This window comes from Cyclobacterium roseum (assembly GCF_010119225.1).
Classification (GTDB): Bacteria; Bacteroidota; Bacteroidia; order Cytophagales; family Cyclobacteriaceae; genus Cyclobacterium; species Cyclobacterium roseum.
This window is the reverse complement of record NZ_WNKF01000004.1, coordinates 64,515-81,700: the sequence shown is the minus strand read 5'-3', so window position 1 is coordinate 81,700 and position 17,186 is coordinate 64,515. Positions and strand designations below refer to the sequence as shown.

Annotated in this window: 12 protein-coding genes; 6 read left to right on the top strand and 6 right to left on the bottom strand. The window is 45.3% G+C overall.

Features of this window, described 5'->3' with window-relative positions; genetic code table 11:
- Positions 1 to 70: 70 nt before the first annotated feature.
- The 3 genes from GJQ68_RS07185 to GJQ68_RS07175 all read right to left on the bottom strand — a co-directional run bounded on the left by GJQ68_RS07185 (position 71) and on the right by GJQ68_RS07175 (position 4,232).
- Positions 71 to 2,455, bottom strand: coding sequence for a PAS domain S-box protein (locus GJQ68_RS07185; protein WP_162416630.1), 2,385 nt, complete (start codon positions 2,453 to 2,455; stop codon positions 71 to 73).
- A 164-nt stretch (positions 2,456 to 2,619) separates the two neighbouring features.
- Positions 2,620 to 3,861 carry a M56 family metallopeptidase gene (locus GJQ68_RS07180; protein ID WP_162416629.1) on the bottom strand — a complete coding sequence of 414 codons (1,242 nt, stop codon included), beginning with the start codon at positions 3,859 to 3,861 and terminating at the stop codon, positions 2,620 to 2,622.
- Positions 3,858 to 4,232, bottom strand: a complete 375-nt coding sequence (locus GJQ68_RS07175; RefSeq protein WP_162416628.1) for a BlaI/MecI/CopY family transcriptional regulator — start codon at positions 4,230 to 4,232, stop codon at positions 3,858 to 3,860. Before GJQ68_RS07175 ends, GJQ68_RS07180 begins: the two co-directional genes overlap by 4 nt.
- 190 nt (positions 4,233 to 4,422) lie before the next feature.
- On the opposite strand from GJQ68_RS07175, the gene GJQ68_RS07170 reads away from it, so the two are divergent.
- The 4 genes from GJQ68_RS07170 (at position 4,423) to GJQ68_RS07155 (ending at position 9,994) form a co-directional block, all read left to right on the top strand.
- A complete protein-coding gene (locus GJQ68_RS07170) occupies positions 4,423 to 4,878 on the top strand; it encodes a (2Fe-2S)-binding protein (protein WP_162416898.1) in 456 nt (151 codons plus the stop codon).
- A gap of 22 nt (positions 4,879 to 4,900) precedes the next feature.
- A complete protein-coding gene (locus GJQ68_RS07165; protein WP_162416627.1) occupies positions 4,901 to 7,192 on the top strand; it encodes a xanthine dehydrogenase family protein molybdopterin-binding subunit in 2,292 nt (763 codons plus the stop codon).
- Positions 7,193 to 7,836: 644 nt separating this feature from the next.
- Positions 7,837 to 8,577 carry an SDR family oxidoreductase gene (locus tag GJQ68_RS07160; protein ID WP_162416626.1) on the top strand — a complete coding sequence of 247 codons (741 nt, stop codon included), beginning with the start codon at positions 7,837 to 7,839 and terminating at the stop codon, positions 8,575 to 8,577.
- Positions 8,578 to 8,596: 19 nt separating this feature from the next.
- Complete coding sequence (locus GJQ68_RS07155; protein ID WP_202927893.1) at positions 8,597 to 9,994, top strand: NAD-dependent succinate-semialdehyde dehydrogenase; 1,398 nt, start codon at positions 8,597 to 8,599, stop codon at positions 9,992 to 9,994.
- Between the two features lie 7 nt (positions 9,995 to 10,001).
- On the opposite strand, the gene GJQ68_RS07150 is transcribed toward GJQ68_RS07155, so the two are convergent.
- Positions 10,002 to 10,610 carry an alpha-ketoglutarate-dependent dioxygenase AlkB family protein gene (locus GJQ68_RS07150; protein WP_162416625.1) on the bottom strand — a complete coding sequence of 203 codons (609 nt, stop codon included), beginning with the start codon at positions 10,608 to 10,610 and terminating at the stop codon, positions 10,002 to 10,004.
- 246 nt (positions 10,611 to 10,856) lie between these two features.
- On the opposite strand from GJQ68_RS07150, the gene GJQ68_RS07145 reads away from it, so the two are divergent.
- A complete protein-coding gene (locus GJQ68_RS07145) occupies positions 10,857 to 11,432 on the top strand; it encodes a TetR/AcrR family transcriptional regulator (protein WP_162416624.1) in 576 nt (191 codons plus the stop codon).
- Positions 11,433 to 11,503: 71 nt separating this feature from the next.
- Here GJQ68_RS07145 and GJQ68_RS07140 read toward each other — a convergent pair whose 3' ends face one another.
- Positions 11,504 to 12,136: a hypothetical protein gene (locus GJQ68_RS07140; protein ID WP_162416623.1), complete on the bottom strand. Its 633-nt coding sequence runs from the start codon at positions 12,134 to 12,136 to the stop codon at positions 11,504 to 11,506.
- Positions 12,137 to 12,145: 9 nt separating this feature from the next.
- Complete coding sequence (locus tag GJQ68_RS07135; protein ID WP_162416622.1) at positions 12,146 to 13,243, bottom strand: 6-bladed beta-propeller; 1,098 nt, start codon at positions 13,241 to 13,243, stop codon at positions 12,146 to 12,148.
- 109 nt (positions 13,244 to 13,352) lie between these two features.
- Here GJQ68_RS07135 and GJQ68_RS07130 point away from each other — a divergent pair, with 109 nt between their 5' ends.
- Positions 13,353 to 17,138, top strand: coding sequence for a DEAD/DEAH box helicase (locus GJQ68_RS07130; RefSeq protein ID WP_162416621.1), 3,786 nt, complete (start codon positions 13,353 to 13,355; stop codon positions 17,136 to 17,138).
- Positions 17,139 to 17,186 lie beyond the last annotated feature (48 nt).

Sequence of the window (17,186 nt, the reverse complement as noted above, 5' to 3'; positions counted from 1 at the left end):
CTATCATAAATCATGCTTTTTCTTTGATTCGAATAGAGGTATGTCCTTGAAGGTTTTAATAGCTCATCTATTAAACTCCCTTCGCTTTCGGCATCGTAAAATGAAACTGACTGCCTGTTCCCGGTGAGGAGGTGACCCAGATTTCACCTCCATGGTTTACCACGATTTTTTTGCAGGTAGCCAACCCAAGTCCTGTTCCCTCAAAGGCTTGCTTGTTGTGCAGCCGGTTAAAAGGCTGAAACAACTTTAAAAGATCTTCCGATGCGATTCCGATGCCATTGTCCTCTACCGTAAAATGGTATTTCTCAGGATCCTGCCGCACTCGAATCCGAACTTCCGGAGTCCTGTCGTTCGGGATAAATTTCAATGCATTAGAAATTAGATTTAGAAACAACCGGTAGATGGAATTTTGATGCCCTTGTAGTGGCAGGTCATGCTGAGGAATATCAATGCGGGCATCTTTAGACGCAATCCTTTTTTTAAGGTCGTTAAGCACCGGATCAAGTACCTCCATCAAGGAAAATTGCTCCATTCTTTTTAACGCTTGTCCAGCCTTGGAATATTCCAGAATATCCCTGATCATCTGTTGCATCCGGATGGAACCATCCATGGCGAAATGAATGTACTGTAGACCTTTTTCATCCAGTTGCCCTTCATATTTCTTTTTTATGAGCGAGGTAAACCCCGAAACCATGCGTAAGGGTTCCTGTAAGTCGTGAGCGGTGACGGAAGCAAACTGCTCCAACTCCCTATTGCTTTTTGCCAAAAGTTCGTTCAGCTCCTGTAGTTTTCGTTCCGTCTTTTTGGTTTCTGTGAAGTCTATAATGATGGCCACCAGGGCGGGTTGCCCTTCGTAGCGCATTTTTTGCAGGTGGACTTCGACGGGATAGCGGCTTCCGTCTTTTCGTTCATGAACGGTTACAAATACCAGTTTCTCCTTTTGATCGGATAGTAAGGGTTGAAGGAAATCACGAAATTCCTGTTCTCCAAATTCTGGTTTAATATCGTATGGAGTTAACGTTTGAATTTCTTTTAAGCTATAACCCATATTTAACAGTGCCCCCCTGTTGGCATAGGAAAAGTGAAGGCTGTCGGTATCAAAAATATAAATTTCATTCAAGCTGTTTTCCATAATGCTGGCCAGCTGAGATTTGAGGGAGAGCGTTCGCAACTGTTCCGTCTGGTCGTTTAAAATGGCCATGATGCAGTTTCTTCCTCTATATACCAATTCATGAACAAACAACTCCCCCTGTAACAACTCGCCATTCTTTTTTAAGTGTATGACCGTATCTAGCTTGCTGGCCCCTTCCTTTCCTTTTAGTTTCTGGATGGTCTCATAAAAAGCAGCAACTTCTTCTTCCCGAAACAGGATCCCCATACTGTATCCTAGAACCTCTGATTTTTGGTAGCCATATGTTGTCAGTGCCGCTTGGTTAATTTCCAAAATCTCCAGGGTATCCACATCCAAAAGCATTTTGGGTAGGGGACTTAGCTCGAATAACATGCGGTAATTGCGCTCTGATTCCGTGATTTTGAGTTCGGCCATTTTGCGTTCCGTGATGGTTCTGGCAAAGAAAGCAGCTCCCGTTATTTTTCCGTCCTGGCGAATAGGATGCGCACTAAGCTCTATCCAAATCTCCATGCCGGATTTAAGTTTTTCCGGCCTGCCATAGGTTTCAGTAAAGGATTCCCCCGAGAGTGCCCGGGCAAAAAATGACTTAAACTGCTGGTGCATGTCTTCCGGAATCTTATCAGGAAAAAGTGCAGGGGACCCTGGAAACACTCTGGTCCCGATTAAAACTTCCATTTTATTGGCGAATGCTTTATTGAACGCGATAAGTCGGTGATTGCAGTCAATACTCCAAATGTCGTCCGTTGTGGTATTGATAAGCGCATCGTTATTTAAGCGGTCAAGTGCCCGCTGCTTTTCCATCTCCCGGTGCAGGCGGTAACTTTGTTGCATCACCCGTTGTTTCTTTCGGCCTTCCAGGAGGGTGATCACTTGGGCGGCCAGCAGCTCCAGTGAGCGTACCTGCCCTTTGCCTACCAAATCGGGTTTTTGGTCCAGCAGGCACAAGGATCCCAACAGAAAACCATTCGGCGAAATCAGTGGAAACCGTGCAAAAAATCGGAATTCAGTATGTTCCGAAGCAATCGTCACTTTATGTTTCCGGGAGTCCTTTAGGAGAAATGGGGTTTTTGAGTTTTTGAGACCAAGTTGACAAAGCGATGGCATTTCATTGATTTCATCGATCGTCAACCCAAAACTAGCTTTGATAAAACAGGCTGATTGTCCCAAAAAGGATAAGAAGGAAACGGCAGAACCACTGAGCCTGGCCGCTAATTCGGTGAGCGCATCAAATTCTTTATCAGGAGAGCCGTCCAATATCGCATAGGATTGCAATACCTCCAATCGCTTTTCTTCATTTCCGGTCCCAAAAATGGATTGATTCATACAAAAAATTCCAAGATATAAACGCTATCAAACTCCACTAAACCATTTACTTAATCTAAAAGTAAATTTAATGAAATTTTTTGTGAAGTAAACCCAAAAAATCCCTGGCAGGTAGAAAATTCATTTCTGTCCGCCAGGGAGGGATTAACAACAATCCGTGTTCTTTAATTTAATTTAAATCGGATTGGAACACGCATTTTCACGGGTACTTCTATCCCTTTTTGTTTTCCAGGGGTCCAGGCGGGAGCCTTTCGTAGTACCCGGAGGGCTTCCTGATCCAAACGATGATCCACTCCTCGCAGCAGTTCCACATCATGGATACTACCTTCCGTATTTACGGTAAATACCGCATAGACGGTTCCTTCGATGCTATCCTTTCGGGCCGCTTCCGGATAGCTGAGGTTTTCACTCAGGAAGGCGTTCCAGCCCTCCATTCCTCCCTCGGGAACGGGCATATCTTCTACCACATCGAATACTTCTCCCTGCATAACGCGCTCGGAAATCTGTTCAGGGGTGGATTGATCTAAATTGGGTTTTTCATCCTGTGTTTCGCAGGCAAAGAAAACAAACAGTAAGCCTACTAATGGTATGGCCAGCGCATAATTGATTCGGGCCATCCGGGGGGATTTGGGTTGATACATCATGTTGAGTCGTTTTTTGAGTTGAAATTGATTGAAATTATTAACTAAAGTGCCCTGCTGAACCGGTCGTATTAAGTGCAGCAATAGGTCTACATAAGCTTCTTTGGGATGGTTTTGAGTCATCATCTGGTCTACCTGGTACTCGTGCACTTCCAATAAGGCCCTTTCGAAATACCGGATAAACGGGAAAAACCAGAAGGTGATTTTTAGCAATTGATATAGCAAGACATCCAGGCTATGCAGCAGTGTTCCATGAGCAGCTTCATGAGCAAGGATCCAGTCTCGATCCACCTTGTTTTTCTGTTTGGGAGGTAAAAAGATCCAATGGAAAAAAGAAGAAGGTTCAAAATCCGGATGCTCCAGAAGGGTATAGCTGCCCCAGCTAACTTTCTTGGCGATGACTGCCTGGATATATAAGATCCTCAGTCCCCAGCCAAACCGAATAAGGAAAAAGACCAAACCTGTCAGGTAAACCCCTGAAAGCAAAACGCCCAGGGTAGACCAGCCACTTGTTTCCGTCTGCAGGTTCTTAGGAGATAATTCCACCGTAGGTAACTGGAAAGTGAGTGCTTCCTGTAAGACTATTGTCTCAGTTAGCAGGGGAATGTTCAGGGCGGGTACGATCCAGGCGATCCCAAAAGCGGTCAACAAATAGGCTCTGTTCCAGGCAAAGAAGGTATTTCCGGTCAGGAAAAGCCTGTAAAAAAGCCCCATCAAAGCCAGACAGACGCTTCCTTCCCATAAGTAATTCAGCAGTGCATTCATGATTTTTTATTTTTTTGGAGTTTTTCAACCATTTCTTCCAGTTCGTTCAGATCCTTTTCGGAGAGCTTGTTTTCTGCTACCATAAATGACAGCACATTTTTGGCAGACCCTTCAAAGTAGTTCTTTACCATCCGGTTGAAACTCCGGTGTTGGTAAGTCTTTTTGCTGATTACTGGGAAATATTCATGGGTGGTGCCATAGGTCTGGTGATCCAGATACCCTTTCTTCTCCAACTGCTTGATGATAGAGGCCAGGGTAGTGTAGGGAGGTTTGGGTTCCGGATAATGATTCAATACGTCGCGAACCAGTGCTTTTTCCAGTTGCCAAATGATTCCCATTACCTGTTCTTCGTTACTTGTCAATGCTTCCATGATTTAAAGATAAAACATATTAATTAGTTTTCCTACGAATAATTCGTAAAAATACGAAAATATCGTATACTCACTGGTTTGGCAGATTCTTTTTCACTAAATGAGTGGAAATAAGAAGAATAGTAGTGAAATGACTGCAGGTTTTTCAGAATTTTATTATATTAAAGTTCCTTATCAGAAAACAGATGCCATGGAAAAATACCGTCTATCCGTAAATGGAAACATGCAAGAAGTTTCCGCTCCCGAAGACATGCCCCTGCTTTGGGTCATCCGGGACCTGCTATCACTTAAAGGCACCAAGTTTGGTTGTGGGCAAGCGCTTTGCGGCGCGTGCACGGTCCACGTGGACGGTGTAGCCACGCGCTCCTGTAGTTTGCCTGTTTCGGCGGTAGGAGATCGGAAAATAACCACCATCGAAGGCCTATCGGCCAATGGAGACCATCCCTTGCAAAAAGCCTGGCAGGAGCATGTGGTACCGCAATGCGGGTATTGCCAAACCGGGCAACTTATGAATGCCGCCGCCCTTCTGAATGAAAACCCCCATCCCAGCGAAACGGAAATTGAGGAGGCCATGGCCGGAAATCTCTGCCGCTGCGGCACCTATAATCGAATCAAGGATGCCATTCTAACCGCATCCAAGTCCTAATCTTACTTTATTTCATCCGCTCATGATACCTAAACTTCCGTTTTTATCGAAAAAAGTGCCCGCCGACAAGAGCAAGCTGTTTATTCCCGGCAGAAGGGACTTTTTGAAACTAAGCTCCCTCATCGGTGGGGGCTTTGTGCTTGGTGTTAATTTTCAATGCTCCGGACCCAAAGGAGAAACGGTAACCTTTGCTCCCAATGCCTACCTGAGTATCGATTCCGACAATACGGTTACCATCATTGCCCACCGTTCCGAGATGGGCACGGGCATCCGGACCACCTTGCCCATGATTGTTGCGGACGAATTGGGGGCGGACTGGAAAGCTGTAAAAATTCAACAGGCCGTGGGTGATGAAGCCACTTACGGCGATCAAAATACAGATGGATCCTATTCGATTCGCATGTTTTTCGAACCCATGCGCCGGGCCGGGGCCACTGCTCGGCACATGCTCGTGGAAGCAGCCGCCCAAGAATGGAATGTTGAGGCTTCCGGCTGTGATACCCGGGAGGGAATGGTCGTTCATCAGGCCTCTGGCCAAACAGTTCCTTTTGGAGAGTTGGTGGAGTTATTACAGCAGATGCCGATTCCGGAAGCGGAAAAACTGACCCTGCGTAAATTGAGCGATTACAAACTGGTAGGCAAGTCGGTGCCTATTTACGATGTCAAAGACATTACCGAAGGAAAAGCACTTTTCGGGGCAGACGTGGACCTGCCCGGACAGCAAATTGCAGTAATTTTAAGAAGTCCTGTGGTAGGCGGAAAGATCCGTACGTACAATGAGGAAAAGGCCCTACAGGTTCCGGGGGTAAATAAGGTTGTGCAGATTTCGGGCAATGGGGTGCACCCGGGACTGAACAAGCCTTTGGAAGGGTTGGCAGTCATTGCAGACCATACCTGGGCCGCTATGAAAGGAAGGGAAGCACTGGAGGTGGATTGGGAGCTGGGAGAAAATCAGGATTATCAATGTGCGACGCAGATGGAAGCCATGATCGAAAGCACGCTAAAGGAAGGGCGCTTGAGAAGGGAAAAGGGAGATGTAAAGCAGGCATTCAGCAGCGGAGGGAGAATTTTTGAAAATACCTACCGGGCTCCTTATTACGCCCATGCCACCATCGAACCGCCTACAGCGCTGGCAGATTACAAAGAGGATGGAAGCATTGAAATATGGGCTCCAACCCAACACCCCCAATGGGCCCGGGATTCCGTGGCAGAAGCCCTGGAAATAGAAGTTTCCCAGGTGCGGGTAAATGTGACCCTGCTGGGAGGAGGTTTTGGAAGGAAGTCAAAGCCCGACTACGTGGTAGAGGCTGCCTTGCTATCCAAAGCCATTCAAAAGCCGGTAAGGGTACAATGGACCCGGGAAGATGATATTCACCACGATTTTTACCATTCCCACAGTGCCCAGCGGATCAAGGCAGGTCTTGATGCTACCGGCAAATTAACTGCCTGGAATCACCATACCGTTTTTCCGGCCATTGGCGGAACCTCCAGTGCCGATGAATTGCATCCTTCGGATGGAGAAATGGGACTGGGCTGTACCGATTTTCCCTACGAGGTGCCCAACATCCGGATCGAGTCCCATGAGGCCAAGGCCCATACCCGGGTTGGCTGGCTGCGCTCGGTAAGTAACATTCACCATGCCTTTGCGATCTGTAGCATGTTGGATGAAATCGCTGAGGAGCAGGGAATGGATCCGGTTGGCTATGTACTTTCGCTGTTAGGGGAAGACCGTCAACTCGCTTTTAGCGAAGAAATGAAAGGAGCCTATCCCAATTATGGTGAGGCGATAGAAGAATACCCCTGGGATACTGCCCGGATGAAAAAGGTGATCCAACGCGTGGCGCAAGAGGCCGGCTGGGGCAGTGCGGAAAAGGATGGGAAAACCCTCGGCTTTGCGGCTCACAAGAGCTTTCTTACCTATGTGGCCTGCATCGTGGAAGTAGCAGAAGATGAGGCTGGAAATCTGATCATCCCGGAGGTGCATTATGCCGTGGATTGCGGGATCCCTGTTAATACCGACCGCATCCGCTCCCAATTTGAAGGAGGCGCGCAATTTGCGACCAGCCTGGCCCTTTCTTCGGCCATTCAATTTGAGAATGGGCGGGTTATTCAAAATAATTTTGATGGCTACCAGATCATTCGCATGACCCAGGCCCCGAAAAAGATTTTCACGCACATTATAGAAAGCACCGAAAAACCAACCGGTGTGGGCGAACCTCCCGTCCCTCCCTTTATCCCGGCCCTGTGCAATGCCTTATACAAATTAAAAGGGAAACGGATTTATGAATTGCCGGTTAAGGAAGTTTTTGTTTGAAAAACGTACCGCAAAAATGAGGCGGTAGCCAGTATCCAGCCACAGCAATATTGGTAATCGTAATGATGATCGAGACCAAAGAACGGTTCCAACCGGTATTCCTATAATACGGATGCAATTCCGAAGAAATTCAATTTGTGGTGGGCATTTGCCTATCCTGCCTAAAGCCATGGAAGTATGGTTCAGCTCCTTTTTGTGGGTGCATTTCCTGGGTTTCCTTTAAATCCCAGGGAAGCCTTTCAACGTTTTAGCTCTTTTTTCAATTGTTTTTGTAATTTTTTGGCATCAAAGGGCTGCAGGGGATTAACCCATCCCAATTCGCCGGAATTTTACCTTTCGAAGACCCTATCGTTTAGAAAGGTTTTGGCGAAATGCATTTTTCCAAAAGATGTTGTATTATACACCAATCCAGGTCCCGAAAACGGTTTGCAGAAGTAAGGGTAAGTAAATTAACCTAAGGCCTGAGCATTTTGGTCTGATAAATGAGTGGTGTCATAAAATCCCCATTTTTCTCATCCCACCCCATAGATAGTTAACTGTAAGCGTAAAAATGTCCCTATGACAGCGTTTTAAAGCGATTGAACTTCCGGCTTAATCTTTGGCTCGCTTAAGGTAAATTCAATAACTCCCCAAAAGAATAAAAGATGGACTTGAAAAACAAAGTAGTAATCATAACAGGAGCTTCCAGCGGAATAGGGAAAGCTACGGCGACTAAATTGGCAAAGGAAGGTGCCGCTGTGGTATTGTGTGCCCGCAGTGAAAATGAACTAAATAAATTAAAAGATAAGATTGTATCCGATGGCGGGAACGCATTGGTTGTAAAAACGGATGTTACAAAACCAGCTGAATTTGGAGAAGCCGTTTCTCAAACGCTGGCTGAGTACGGTTCCATTGATGTATTGATCAATAATGCGGGACTGATGCCCCTATCATTCGTCGAAAAACTCAAGACCGATGAGTGGGAGAAGATGGTAGATGTCAACATTAAAGGCGTACTCAACGGAGTGGCGGCCGTATTGCCGACGATGCGCACGAATAAAAGCGGTCATATTATCAACATATCCTCTTCGGCAGCGCACAATTACTTCCCCGGCGGGGCCATCTACTGTGCCACCAAGGTAGCGGTAAAAATGTTTTCCGAGGGCTTGAGAAAGGAGTTGGCACCCCTGTACGGTATAAACGTGACCTCCATAGAGCCAGGGGCTGTGAATACAAACTTGTTTGAAACCATCACGGACGATGACATTAAGGAAAAACTGAAAGGAATGAAGGATATGACCACCCTTGAGGCGGAAGATATTGCCAATGCCATTTTCTACGCCTTAAATCAGCCGGACAGGGTAAACATCAACGATGTGTACCTGATGCCAACAGAGCAGGGATAAAAAGTATAAATCTGAAAAAATGGAAAATACGATGCGTGAAAAAGAAACAATAGAAACCATTAATCCTACAACAGGAGAAATGCTTGATCACTACCAATACATGAGCAACGAAGAGGTTGAAGAGGCCATTTCAAAATGCCATCAAGCCTTCCTAACGTGGAGGGGAGTCCCCGTCGAAGCACGTGCTGAACAGATAAAAGCGATCGGAAAAGCGCTGCTCGGTGCCAAGGAAGAGTTGGCGCAATTGATGACGGATGAGATGGGGAAGACGCTAATACAAAGCCGGCAAGAAGTGGATTTATGCGCTGCCATTTGTAAATATACGGCTGAGATTGGGCCAAATGAGCTGAAAACCGAGGAGCGTGACATGGTCAATGGAAGCAAGGGACGCGTCTCATATGCCCCTATCGGGGTGGTTTACGGTATTCAGCCCTGGAATTATCCAAGTTACCAGGTGGTGCGGTATTCGATAGCCAGCTTGATGGCAGGTAACGCTGTGTTATTGAAGCACGCTTCAAACGTAACCGGGTCGGGTAAACTGCTGGAGCGTATATACAAAAACGCTGGCATCCCGCAGGGCCTGTTCACCACATTAGTAATCAATCACGATCAGTCGGATGCGGTGATTAAAAATAAATGGGTGCGAGGCGTAACACTCACAGGTAGTCCAGGTGCAGGACGAAAGATCGGGCAATCAGCCACCGCTGAGTTGAAAAAAACGGTGTTGGAATTAGGTAGCAACGATGCCTACCTGGTCTTTGACGATGCCGATATCGACCTGGCGGTAAAGGCCTGCGTGAAAGGCCGTATTTACAATAACGGCGAAACCTGTATTGCTGCGAAGCGCTTTGTTGTAACCGCAAAGGTCTACGAGGAATTCCGGGAAAAATTCGTGAAAGCCATGAGTGATGTAAAAACGGGTGATCCGAATGAGGAGAGCACCGAATTGGGTCCCATGGCACGTCAGGATCTCCGCCAAGAGTTACATGAACAAGTGGTGAACAGCGTTGAGAAGGGAGCCAGGATCGCCTGTGGAGGGAAAATCCCTGATGGAAACGGATTCTTTTATCCCGCCACGGTGTTGGAAAATGTACAGCCGGGACAGGTAGCTTATGAGGATGAACTTTTTGGCCCGGTAGCCTCATTGATCAAAGCCAGGGATAATGAAGATGCCATGCGCATTGCCAACGACAGCCGCTTCGGACTGGGCGGGGGGATTTTCTCCAAAGATGAAGCTGCGGCCATCGAAATGGCAGAGAAGCACTTTGACACAGGAATGGTGTTTATCAATACCTTTGGTTTGGCTGATCCTGCCATGCCATTCGGTGGGGTTAAAAATTCAGGCTATGGCCGGGAGCACGGTGGATTCGGACTAAAGGAATTCGTAAACATTAAAGCCGTTCTGAAAAGGCAGTAATCATTTGCTACTGATTAATATACCTAAACGTGAGGTTAATTCTTGGTGCCGGTACCTTCTTGGTTGGTGGCAGGCGATGGAGCCAATGGTCTTGGGTGGTGCCTTTCATGAGCAAAAGGCTCCCATGTTCAAGATATAGGGAGACCGTTTCCTTGCTTTCCTTGTGTTTAAAGGCAAATTTCCGCTCTGCGCCCAGGCTGATAGAGGCAATGGCACCGTGCTTTTTCAGGTCTTTTTCGCCGTCACTGTGCCAGGCCATCCCTTCCTCACCGGAATGATAAAGATTCAGCAGGCAGGAATTATATGTTTCCCGGGTGCTCCGCTCGGTAATCCTTTTGATCTCCAAGAGCTCTTTCGTCCAGGGAAGGGCTCTTTTAGTGATATGGGAATAGGTGTATTCAAATTCCTGATCCCCGTACCAGGCTACTTTTCGTTTGGTTACGATTTTTTTTCCAAAAATGACCGCCTCATCGTTTTTCCAGGCGATGGTATCCCACAAAGACTTAAAGTAATCATCGGCTTTCACTCCGGGGATCACCTTGCCATGATAGTACGCCTGGCCATCCTGGGGTAGTAGGTTTTTGGAAGGATAAGCCGGTTTGTCAAATAGATTCATCCGGCCAAAGTAAGGAAATTATCGTTTCCACTTTAATCCCGTACGGGCAAATAAAAAATTGAGCGGTAGAATAGCCGGTTTAAATTCAATCCGGAAGAATACAGAACATTCTCTCGGAACAGACCAAACAGAAAAGTAATAAGCTTAAAGTGCCTAAAAAGCTCAAAAAAATCGCATTCAAGTTTTGGAATGAACATTCCAAAAATATATATTTATCGGGTATTCTTTATCAAACCCCACTTACCGATGCCCAGGATAAAATCTTTTGATGAAACAGAAACCTTGGAAAAGGCGATGGAACTGTTTTGGAAAAAGGGCTACCACTCCACCTCCGTGCAGGATCTGGTCGATCACCTGGGAATCAACCGAGCCAGCCTGTACGATACCTACAGCGGAAAGAAAGACCTGTTTATGCGGGCTTTTGAGAATTACAGGGAGACCACCAAAAAAACGTATTACGAGTTATTGTATGCACAGCCGAATGTCATGGAAGGATTTAGAAAGCTGTTTGAACATGTGGTGCGTGAAAACACGGATCGCAGGGGTTGCTTTTTGGTAAATATCACCACCGAATTGGTGCCGGAAGATAGCGAAATGAAAGCGATGCTGCGGGAAAATCAAATCCAATTTGAGAAGTTGTTTTTTGATTACCTGAAGTCCGGAGAGGTGATGGGCGAAATTGCCAGAGGCAAAGACCTAAAAGCCTTTGCTAACCTGCTATTTACGCTTTATAATGGGGTGCAGGTCATCTCCAAAATAGAATCCGCCCCCTCCAGGCAATTGGCTGCGGTGGAGGTGGTGTTACAGCTTTTGGAGGAGTAAAAAAAACGATCGGTTTCGTCCGTTTCCATTAAATCTGCTGATTTTCCACAAAACCTGGAAGGTTTGCAAATTTATTTCAAATAGGCATCCAATTGCTTTCTGAATAGCTGCCTCATACCAATTTCGGCACCACCCAATTCGGAAAGGAAATCGCCTTCCATAAAAAAGGTGGCGATTGTATTTTTCTCTTGATAACCAAAACGCTTCCATAATTGGTTTTCTTCAATAAACAAGCCATCCGGATCATGTATAAAGGGATAGGGAAACTCATATTCGGTCAGTCTCTGAATAATTTCATCCTTATCTTCGCTGGTAATTACAATAATCACTGGCATTTCCTTATCATATTCCTCTAAAATATCCATAAAGGGAATGGAAAAAACATATAGGCCTTTGGAAACCACCACCAATTTTTTTTCAGCACTGAACCAGTCAGGGTCAAAAGCAAGGCTGTCTGTTACCTGATAGGTTTTCAGATTCTCCGGAAAAATTATTTTTTCGGAAGAGGGACCGCATTGCGAAAAACTAACCAGGATAATGAAAAATAACAAAGGCAGTTTAAACATGAACCTAAAATAGTAGGTAATTCTTAAAATGTGGTAATCCATTTGCAGGCATAACCTTCCAGGTTTCAGGTGCTTTGTTTTAACAATGGACAGCTTACCAGAAAAACCTGGAAGGTTTGGGAATTTTAGGGCATTCATAATTTTGATTTAAAATTCGACGAACAACAGTACCGGATTATCTCCCTCTTGAACGACCGGACCATTGTCCGGCAATTGATCTGCCTCAAGATTTAAATAATCCGGAGCCTGTGCGATGAATACCAAATGGTCTTCCATCAACCCTACAGGATGGAAAAAGGCGGTTAATTCGGTGGCTGATGTGATTCTTTTGCCCGTCTTCATGTTTTCCTTATCCAAGATGACCTGGTGTTTTTTCAGCTCCCCATTTACCTGTACGTCTACCCCAAAAAAGGCTTTATCCTCATTTTCCCAATAGTGGGAAATGAAAGCAAATCCCTGCTGGTTGAGCAATTCGAAACCGGCCATAAAGTCCATTTCAAAAAACCGTTCGGGAATACTGTATTTTCCAAAATCGAATTGATATTGGGGCACCAATTGGTCTTCCGTAACCTGATAGGTTTGGGTATTATAGATTTCATGGAAAAAAACAGCCTCATCAATGGTGGAGAAATTCTTTTCCTGTGCGGGCAGAATTTCATGTTTATTGGCTAGAAATTCCATTACCGTTTCCCCTTCCTCATTAATGATTGCCAGTCGGTTTTCAACCAGGGGAAGATTATAACTTCCGGAAGCCACATAGTGTCCACCGGGCAATTTCGCAATGGAAGTAGCAAAGTATTCAAGACCAACTTGTCCAATAATTTCTCCATTATTATCAAACTGGATAACTTCTGCCTGATCTCCCAGGGTACTGAGGATTTCCATCCCTTCTGCGGTGGGGATAAAATCAGTGATCCTGGCAACCATGCCCGGCCCCTGCCCTGTTTCCACGGTCCTGCCCTGATAGTTACCGTTGCGGTCAAAGCTATGGATGACATCCCTGGCATTTTCATCAAAAATAAAAAGGGCATTTTCAGTAAATTTTAAAGTCAAATGGTCGCCCAGAAGGTTATTTTGATTGGTTTCCAAAGGAATCACTTTAACAATAGCGTAGGGTGTATTCAGCAATTCGATGCCTTCTAATTCCATTAAGGGCAACCCATCTTTGGTTTTGATTTCTTTTTGGCAGGAAGCCAGAAGCAGCAGTACTACTAAATATGAAAGGTGAATCGGACGGTATTTCATAAATAAATTTTCTTTAAACTAAATAATTAAAGTTAATTATCCAATGTTTTTCCCATGAGATATTTTTTACACCTGCAAAAGAAATTTAATTTTGACTTTCTTTTAGCGTATGAGTCTACCATTTCTACACAAAAGTCAGCTTGACAAACTAAAGTCGTTCGTTAATCCGGTTTTGCTCAACAGAGGGTACACCCTTTTTTCGGATAAAAAAGTGGAATTCGTCTATTATAGCCCTGCGGACGAAACGTATTTTTTTGAAGTGGAGGGAAATTTGGAACCCTATTATTCGGTACGTATCTGTCTTGAGTATACGATGCTCAACGAATTTTTTTCCAGCAAGAGTGATAACCCATTTTCTGGTAATGTTGACCAAAATCCTGTGGATTGTATTTGTCCCTATTTCGCTGAAAATCGTCAGTGTAAACATGTGGCAGCGGCAATTTATTTTCTAGTCTTGACCAAAGGATTTGATTACAGGAAAGATAGACCTGACGGATTAGAAATCCCGGAACCGAATCCGTTTGTGAAAACGAAGCGGGAGAAAGAGGACTTATCTTTTCCCATAAAAATTGCTTGTTCGGAAAACGAAATACCCCAATTGGGAAAAAAAATCGATAGTGAACCGGGCAAATTTATTTATGAAAACCTGTACGGAGCCGATCTGTCAGATAGTGAAATCACCTATGTCGTTGATATTAATGGGCAGCGTCATTTGTTACGTGTTGGCTTTGATGGTCAACAGGTCATAATAGATGGTGATTATCAGCGAAAAAACCTTGTTCGTACGGGGTTGGAGTGGCTCAAAAAACGGTTCACTCAGCTAGATTTGGGGGACCTTCAGTACCTGACTCCCGGGCAGCGAAAGAAAGCGGCTGAGGAGCAATTGGCCAAATGGGGATTACAAGATCAGGTAGCCGAGCCCCTGACGGCCTTTGAGTTTTTGTTTTCGAAAGGGGAATTGGGCATGTTTCCTGCCGGACCAATTCGGGGACTCTATAATGTCGATTCCCTTTCTCAATGGTTTAAAAAAGAAGGAATACGCAGCCAGAAAAAAGCAGATCAACTACTGCCGGAGGTTAATGATTCCGAATTGGGCCAATACAATCCGGGGTTGGCCTTTGTATTAACCCACGATAGAAATATTCACAGTGTTTTTGCTTTCATGGCCAAAGGAAGTAAAAACAGGCCGGAGGAATTATCGGTAAAGTTCACCGAAATAGAGGATCCCTTTGATCCCCGGTTGGCGAATAATGAAGGGATGGACCGGGTCATAATTGCCATAGACAAAATAAATCAAGCCATCTCTAAAAAGAAAACCGAAAAATTAGGCAGCCTTTTCAAGGAATTTCTGGCGGCAATGGAGGGCTATTCCTTATTCAACTATCAGGCTCCCGTCTACGAGTATCAGAAAGGGAAGATCAAAAAAAAGTATTTTGGCGCACCTTTGCAGGTAAGGTCTGCGAGTCTCACGCTGAGGATTCGCAGGTCTGGGATGATCTATGAGCTTGCGCCCATTATCCGGACGGAAGCGGATAGCATAGAATTGGAATCGGAAAAAAATAAGTTGATCATCACCCCGGCCTTTGTCATATGGGAGGACCGCCAACTGTTGGTGTTTCAAAACCAGAAGGATCTGGATAACCTAAAACTCTTGCTGCATTACCCTGTTTTCCATTTTTTGGAAAAGGATGTGGAGGAATATTTCCACAAAATAATAGTACCCCTGTCAAATAACCTTGAAATCATGGACGAATCTGGCCTTTTCAACGAATCCGACCGTAGCCATTTGCTACAAAAGCAATTGTATGTGTCAGAACTCAGCGGACTGGTGATTTTTCGCCCGGCCATCAAATATGGTCCGCAGGCATTTTCGAATCCCCTGGAGGGCAACAGCATCATAGATGCCGAGAGTAAAACCCTTTACCTGAGGGACGAGGATGTGGAAGACGATTTCGTGGCATTTCTCAGATCTCTGCATCCCAATTTTGGAAGAGGGGGTAACCAGGGGTTTTTTCACCTGACGCACGATAGCTTTATGGAAAACCTTTGGTTTATGAAAGCTTTTGAAACCTTGAAGGAAAATCAGGTGACGGTATTTGGCTTGGAAGACATCAAGATAAAAAAATACTCCCTTTTCGCCCCGAAGGTAAACCTCGAATTCCGTTCCAGACAGGACTGGTTTGAACTCAAGGCGGAGGTCGCTTTCGGAAATAATAAGGTCAAATTAAAAGACATCAAGAGGGCCTTGGATCGGGATAGGAATTACGTAGAACTGACAGACGGGACCATCGGTATTCTGCCAGAAGAGTGGGTTCGGAAGTTTAGCCGCTTGTTTCGCAGCGGCGAAACCGATAAAGACCAACTCAACATCTCTAAAACCCAGTTTAATTTGATGGATGAGGTGGAAGAACTTCACAATTTTCCGGAGATCCTTGCGGAAATTGAAGAAAAGAAGAAAAAGTTAAAGCAATTTTCCAGTATCAAATCGACCCGGATTCCGAAGCAACTAAAGGCTGAACTCAGACCGTATCAAAAAGCTGGTTTCAATTGGCTCAATTTCCTGCGAGAATACCACTGGGGTGGGATCCTGGCGGATGACATGGGCTTGGGGAAAACGCTCCAGCTCATTACCCTGATCTGTAAGTTAACTTCCAAAAAAGGAACAAAGGTACTCGTGGTAGCTCCCACCACCCTGTTGTTTAATTGGAAGGATGAATTGGAAAAGTTTGCGCCTCATCTGGATTATTTTATCCACCATGGCAACCGCTATGATCAGGTAGAAGCCCTCCAAAAGCATCAGGTTTTGTTGACCAGTTATGGTTTGGTGATCAATGATCTGGAATTATTACAACAATTGGAATTTGATCTGATCATTGCGGATGAGTCCCAAGCCATCAAAAACACGCAGTCCCGGCGCTACAAAGCCATCACCAGGCTAAAGGGCAAGGTTAAAATCGCCCTTACCGGAACGCCCATCGAAAACGGGCTGGCGGAGCTTTATGCCCAAATGAACTTTGTCAATCCAGGGTTTTTTCATTCGTTTAAGGCGTTCAAGGAAAGCTACCTGGATCCTTTAAAAAAGGGAGATGAGGCTATCCTGGATGAATTGCGGAAAAAAATCGACCCCTTTGTTCTGAGAAGAACCAAAAAAGAAGTGCTCACAGAGCTGCCGGATAAAACCGAGGAATACCTCTACTGTGAAATGGAGCCAGCCCAGCGCAAGGTATACGATGCCTACCGGAACGAATACAGAGACTACCTGCTGAAAAAGTTTGAGGAAGAGGGGGCCGAACAGTCAAAAATGTATGTGTTGGAGGGTTTGACGCGATTGCGGCAGGTATGTGATGCTACCAAATTGGTTTCCCATACCGGGGAAATGGAAAGCTCTGCAAAAATTGATTTACTATTAGAACATGTCAAAGAAAAGACGGGAAATCATAAATTGCTGGTATTCAGTCAGTTTGTAAAAATGCTGGATATCGTGCAGGAAAAATTAACGGAAAACCACATACCCTATACCTATCTGGACGGCAAGACCAGCCTGAAAGAGCGGGAGTCCCGGGTGAACCAATTTCAGCAGGATCCCTCCAAGCGGGTATTTTTGATCAGTCTTAAAGCAGGAGGAACGGGCCTTAATCTCACCGCTGCTGATTACGTGTACATTCTGGACCCCTGGTGGAATCCAGCGGTAGAAAACCAGGCCATAGACCGCTGTTACCGGATGGGACAGGAGAAGCACGTGATAGCTTACCGCATGATATGCAAAGACACGGTGGAAGAAAAAATCGTGAAACTCCAAGAATCAAAGAGCAAGCTGGCCGCAGAAGTTATCGCAGAGGGAGATAGTTTTTTGGGTGCCCTGGACGGGGATACCATGCTGGCACTGTTTGATTGAAAACAGATGGCATCCAAACGCAGGACACCCGTCTGGTTTTTAGGTTAT

Excerpts from the sequence above, each read along its gene's own strand:
- GJQ68_RS07175 (WP_162416628.1), bottom strand. The coding sequence starts at position 4,232 with ATGGAAGCATTGACAAGTAACGAAGAACAGGTAATGGGAATCATTTGG.
- GJQ68_RS07140 (WP_162416623.1), bottom strand. The coding sequence starts at position 12,136 with ATGAATGCCCTAAAATTCCCAAACCTTCCAGGTTTTTCTGGTAAGCTG.
- GJQ68_RS07165 (WP_162416627.1), top strand. The coding sequence starts at position 4,901 with ATGATACCTAAACTTCCGTTTTTATCGAAAAAAGTGCCCGCCGACAAG.
- GJQ68_RS07185 (WP_162416630.1), bottom strand. The coding sequence starts at position 2,455 with ATGAATCAATCCATTTTTGGGACCGGAAATGAAGAAAAGCGATTGGAG.
- GJQ68_RS07155 (WP_202927893.1), top strand. The coding sequence starts at position 8,597 with ATGGAAAATACGATGCGTGAAAAAGAAACAATAGAAACCATTAATCCT.
- GJQ68_RS07130 (WP_162416621.1), top strand. The coding sequence starts at position 13,353 with ATGAGTCTACCATTTCTACACAAAAGTCAGCTTGACAAACTAAAGTCG.
- GJQ68_RS07180 (WP_162416629.1), bottom strand. The coding sequence starts at position 3,861 with ATGAATGCACTGCTGAATTACTTATGGGAAGGAAGCGTCTGTCTGGCT.
- GJQ68_RS07135 (WP_162416622.1), bottom strand. The coding sequence starts at position 13,243 with ATGAAATACCGTCCGATTCACCTTTCATATTTAGTAGTACTGCTGCTT.
- GJQ68_RS07170 (WP_162416898.1), top strand. The coding sequence starts at position 4,423 with ATGGAAAAATACCGTCTATCCGTAAATGGAAACATGCAAGAAGTTTCC.
- GJQ68_RS07150 (WP_162416625.1), bottom strand. The coding sequence starts at position 10,610 with ATGAATCTATTTGACAAACCGGCTTATCCTTCCAAAAACCTACTACCC.
- GJQ68_RS07160 (WP_162416626.1), top strand. The coding sequence starts at position 7,837 with ATGGACTTGAAAAACAAAGTAGTAATCATAACAGGAGCTTCCAGCGGA.
- GJQ68_RS07145 (WP_162416624.1), top strand. The coding sequence starts at position 10,857 with ATGCCCAGGATAAAATCTTTTGATGAAACAGAAACCTTGGAAAAGGCG.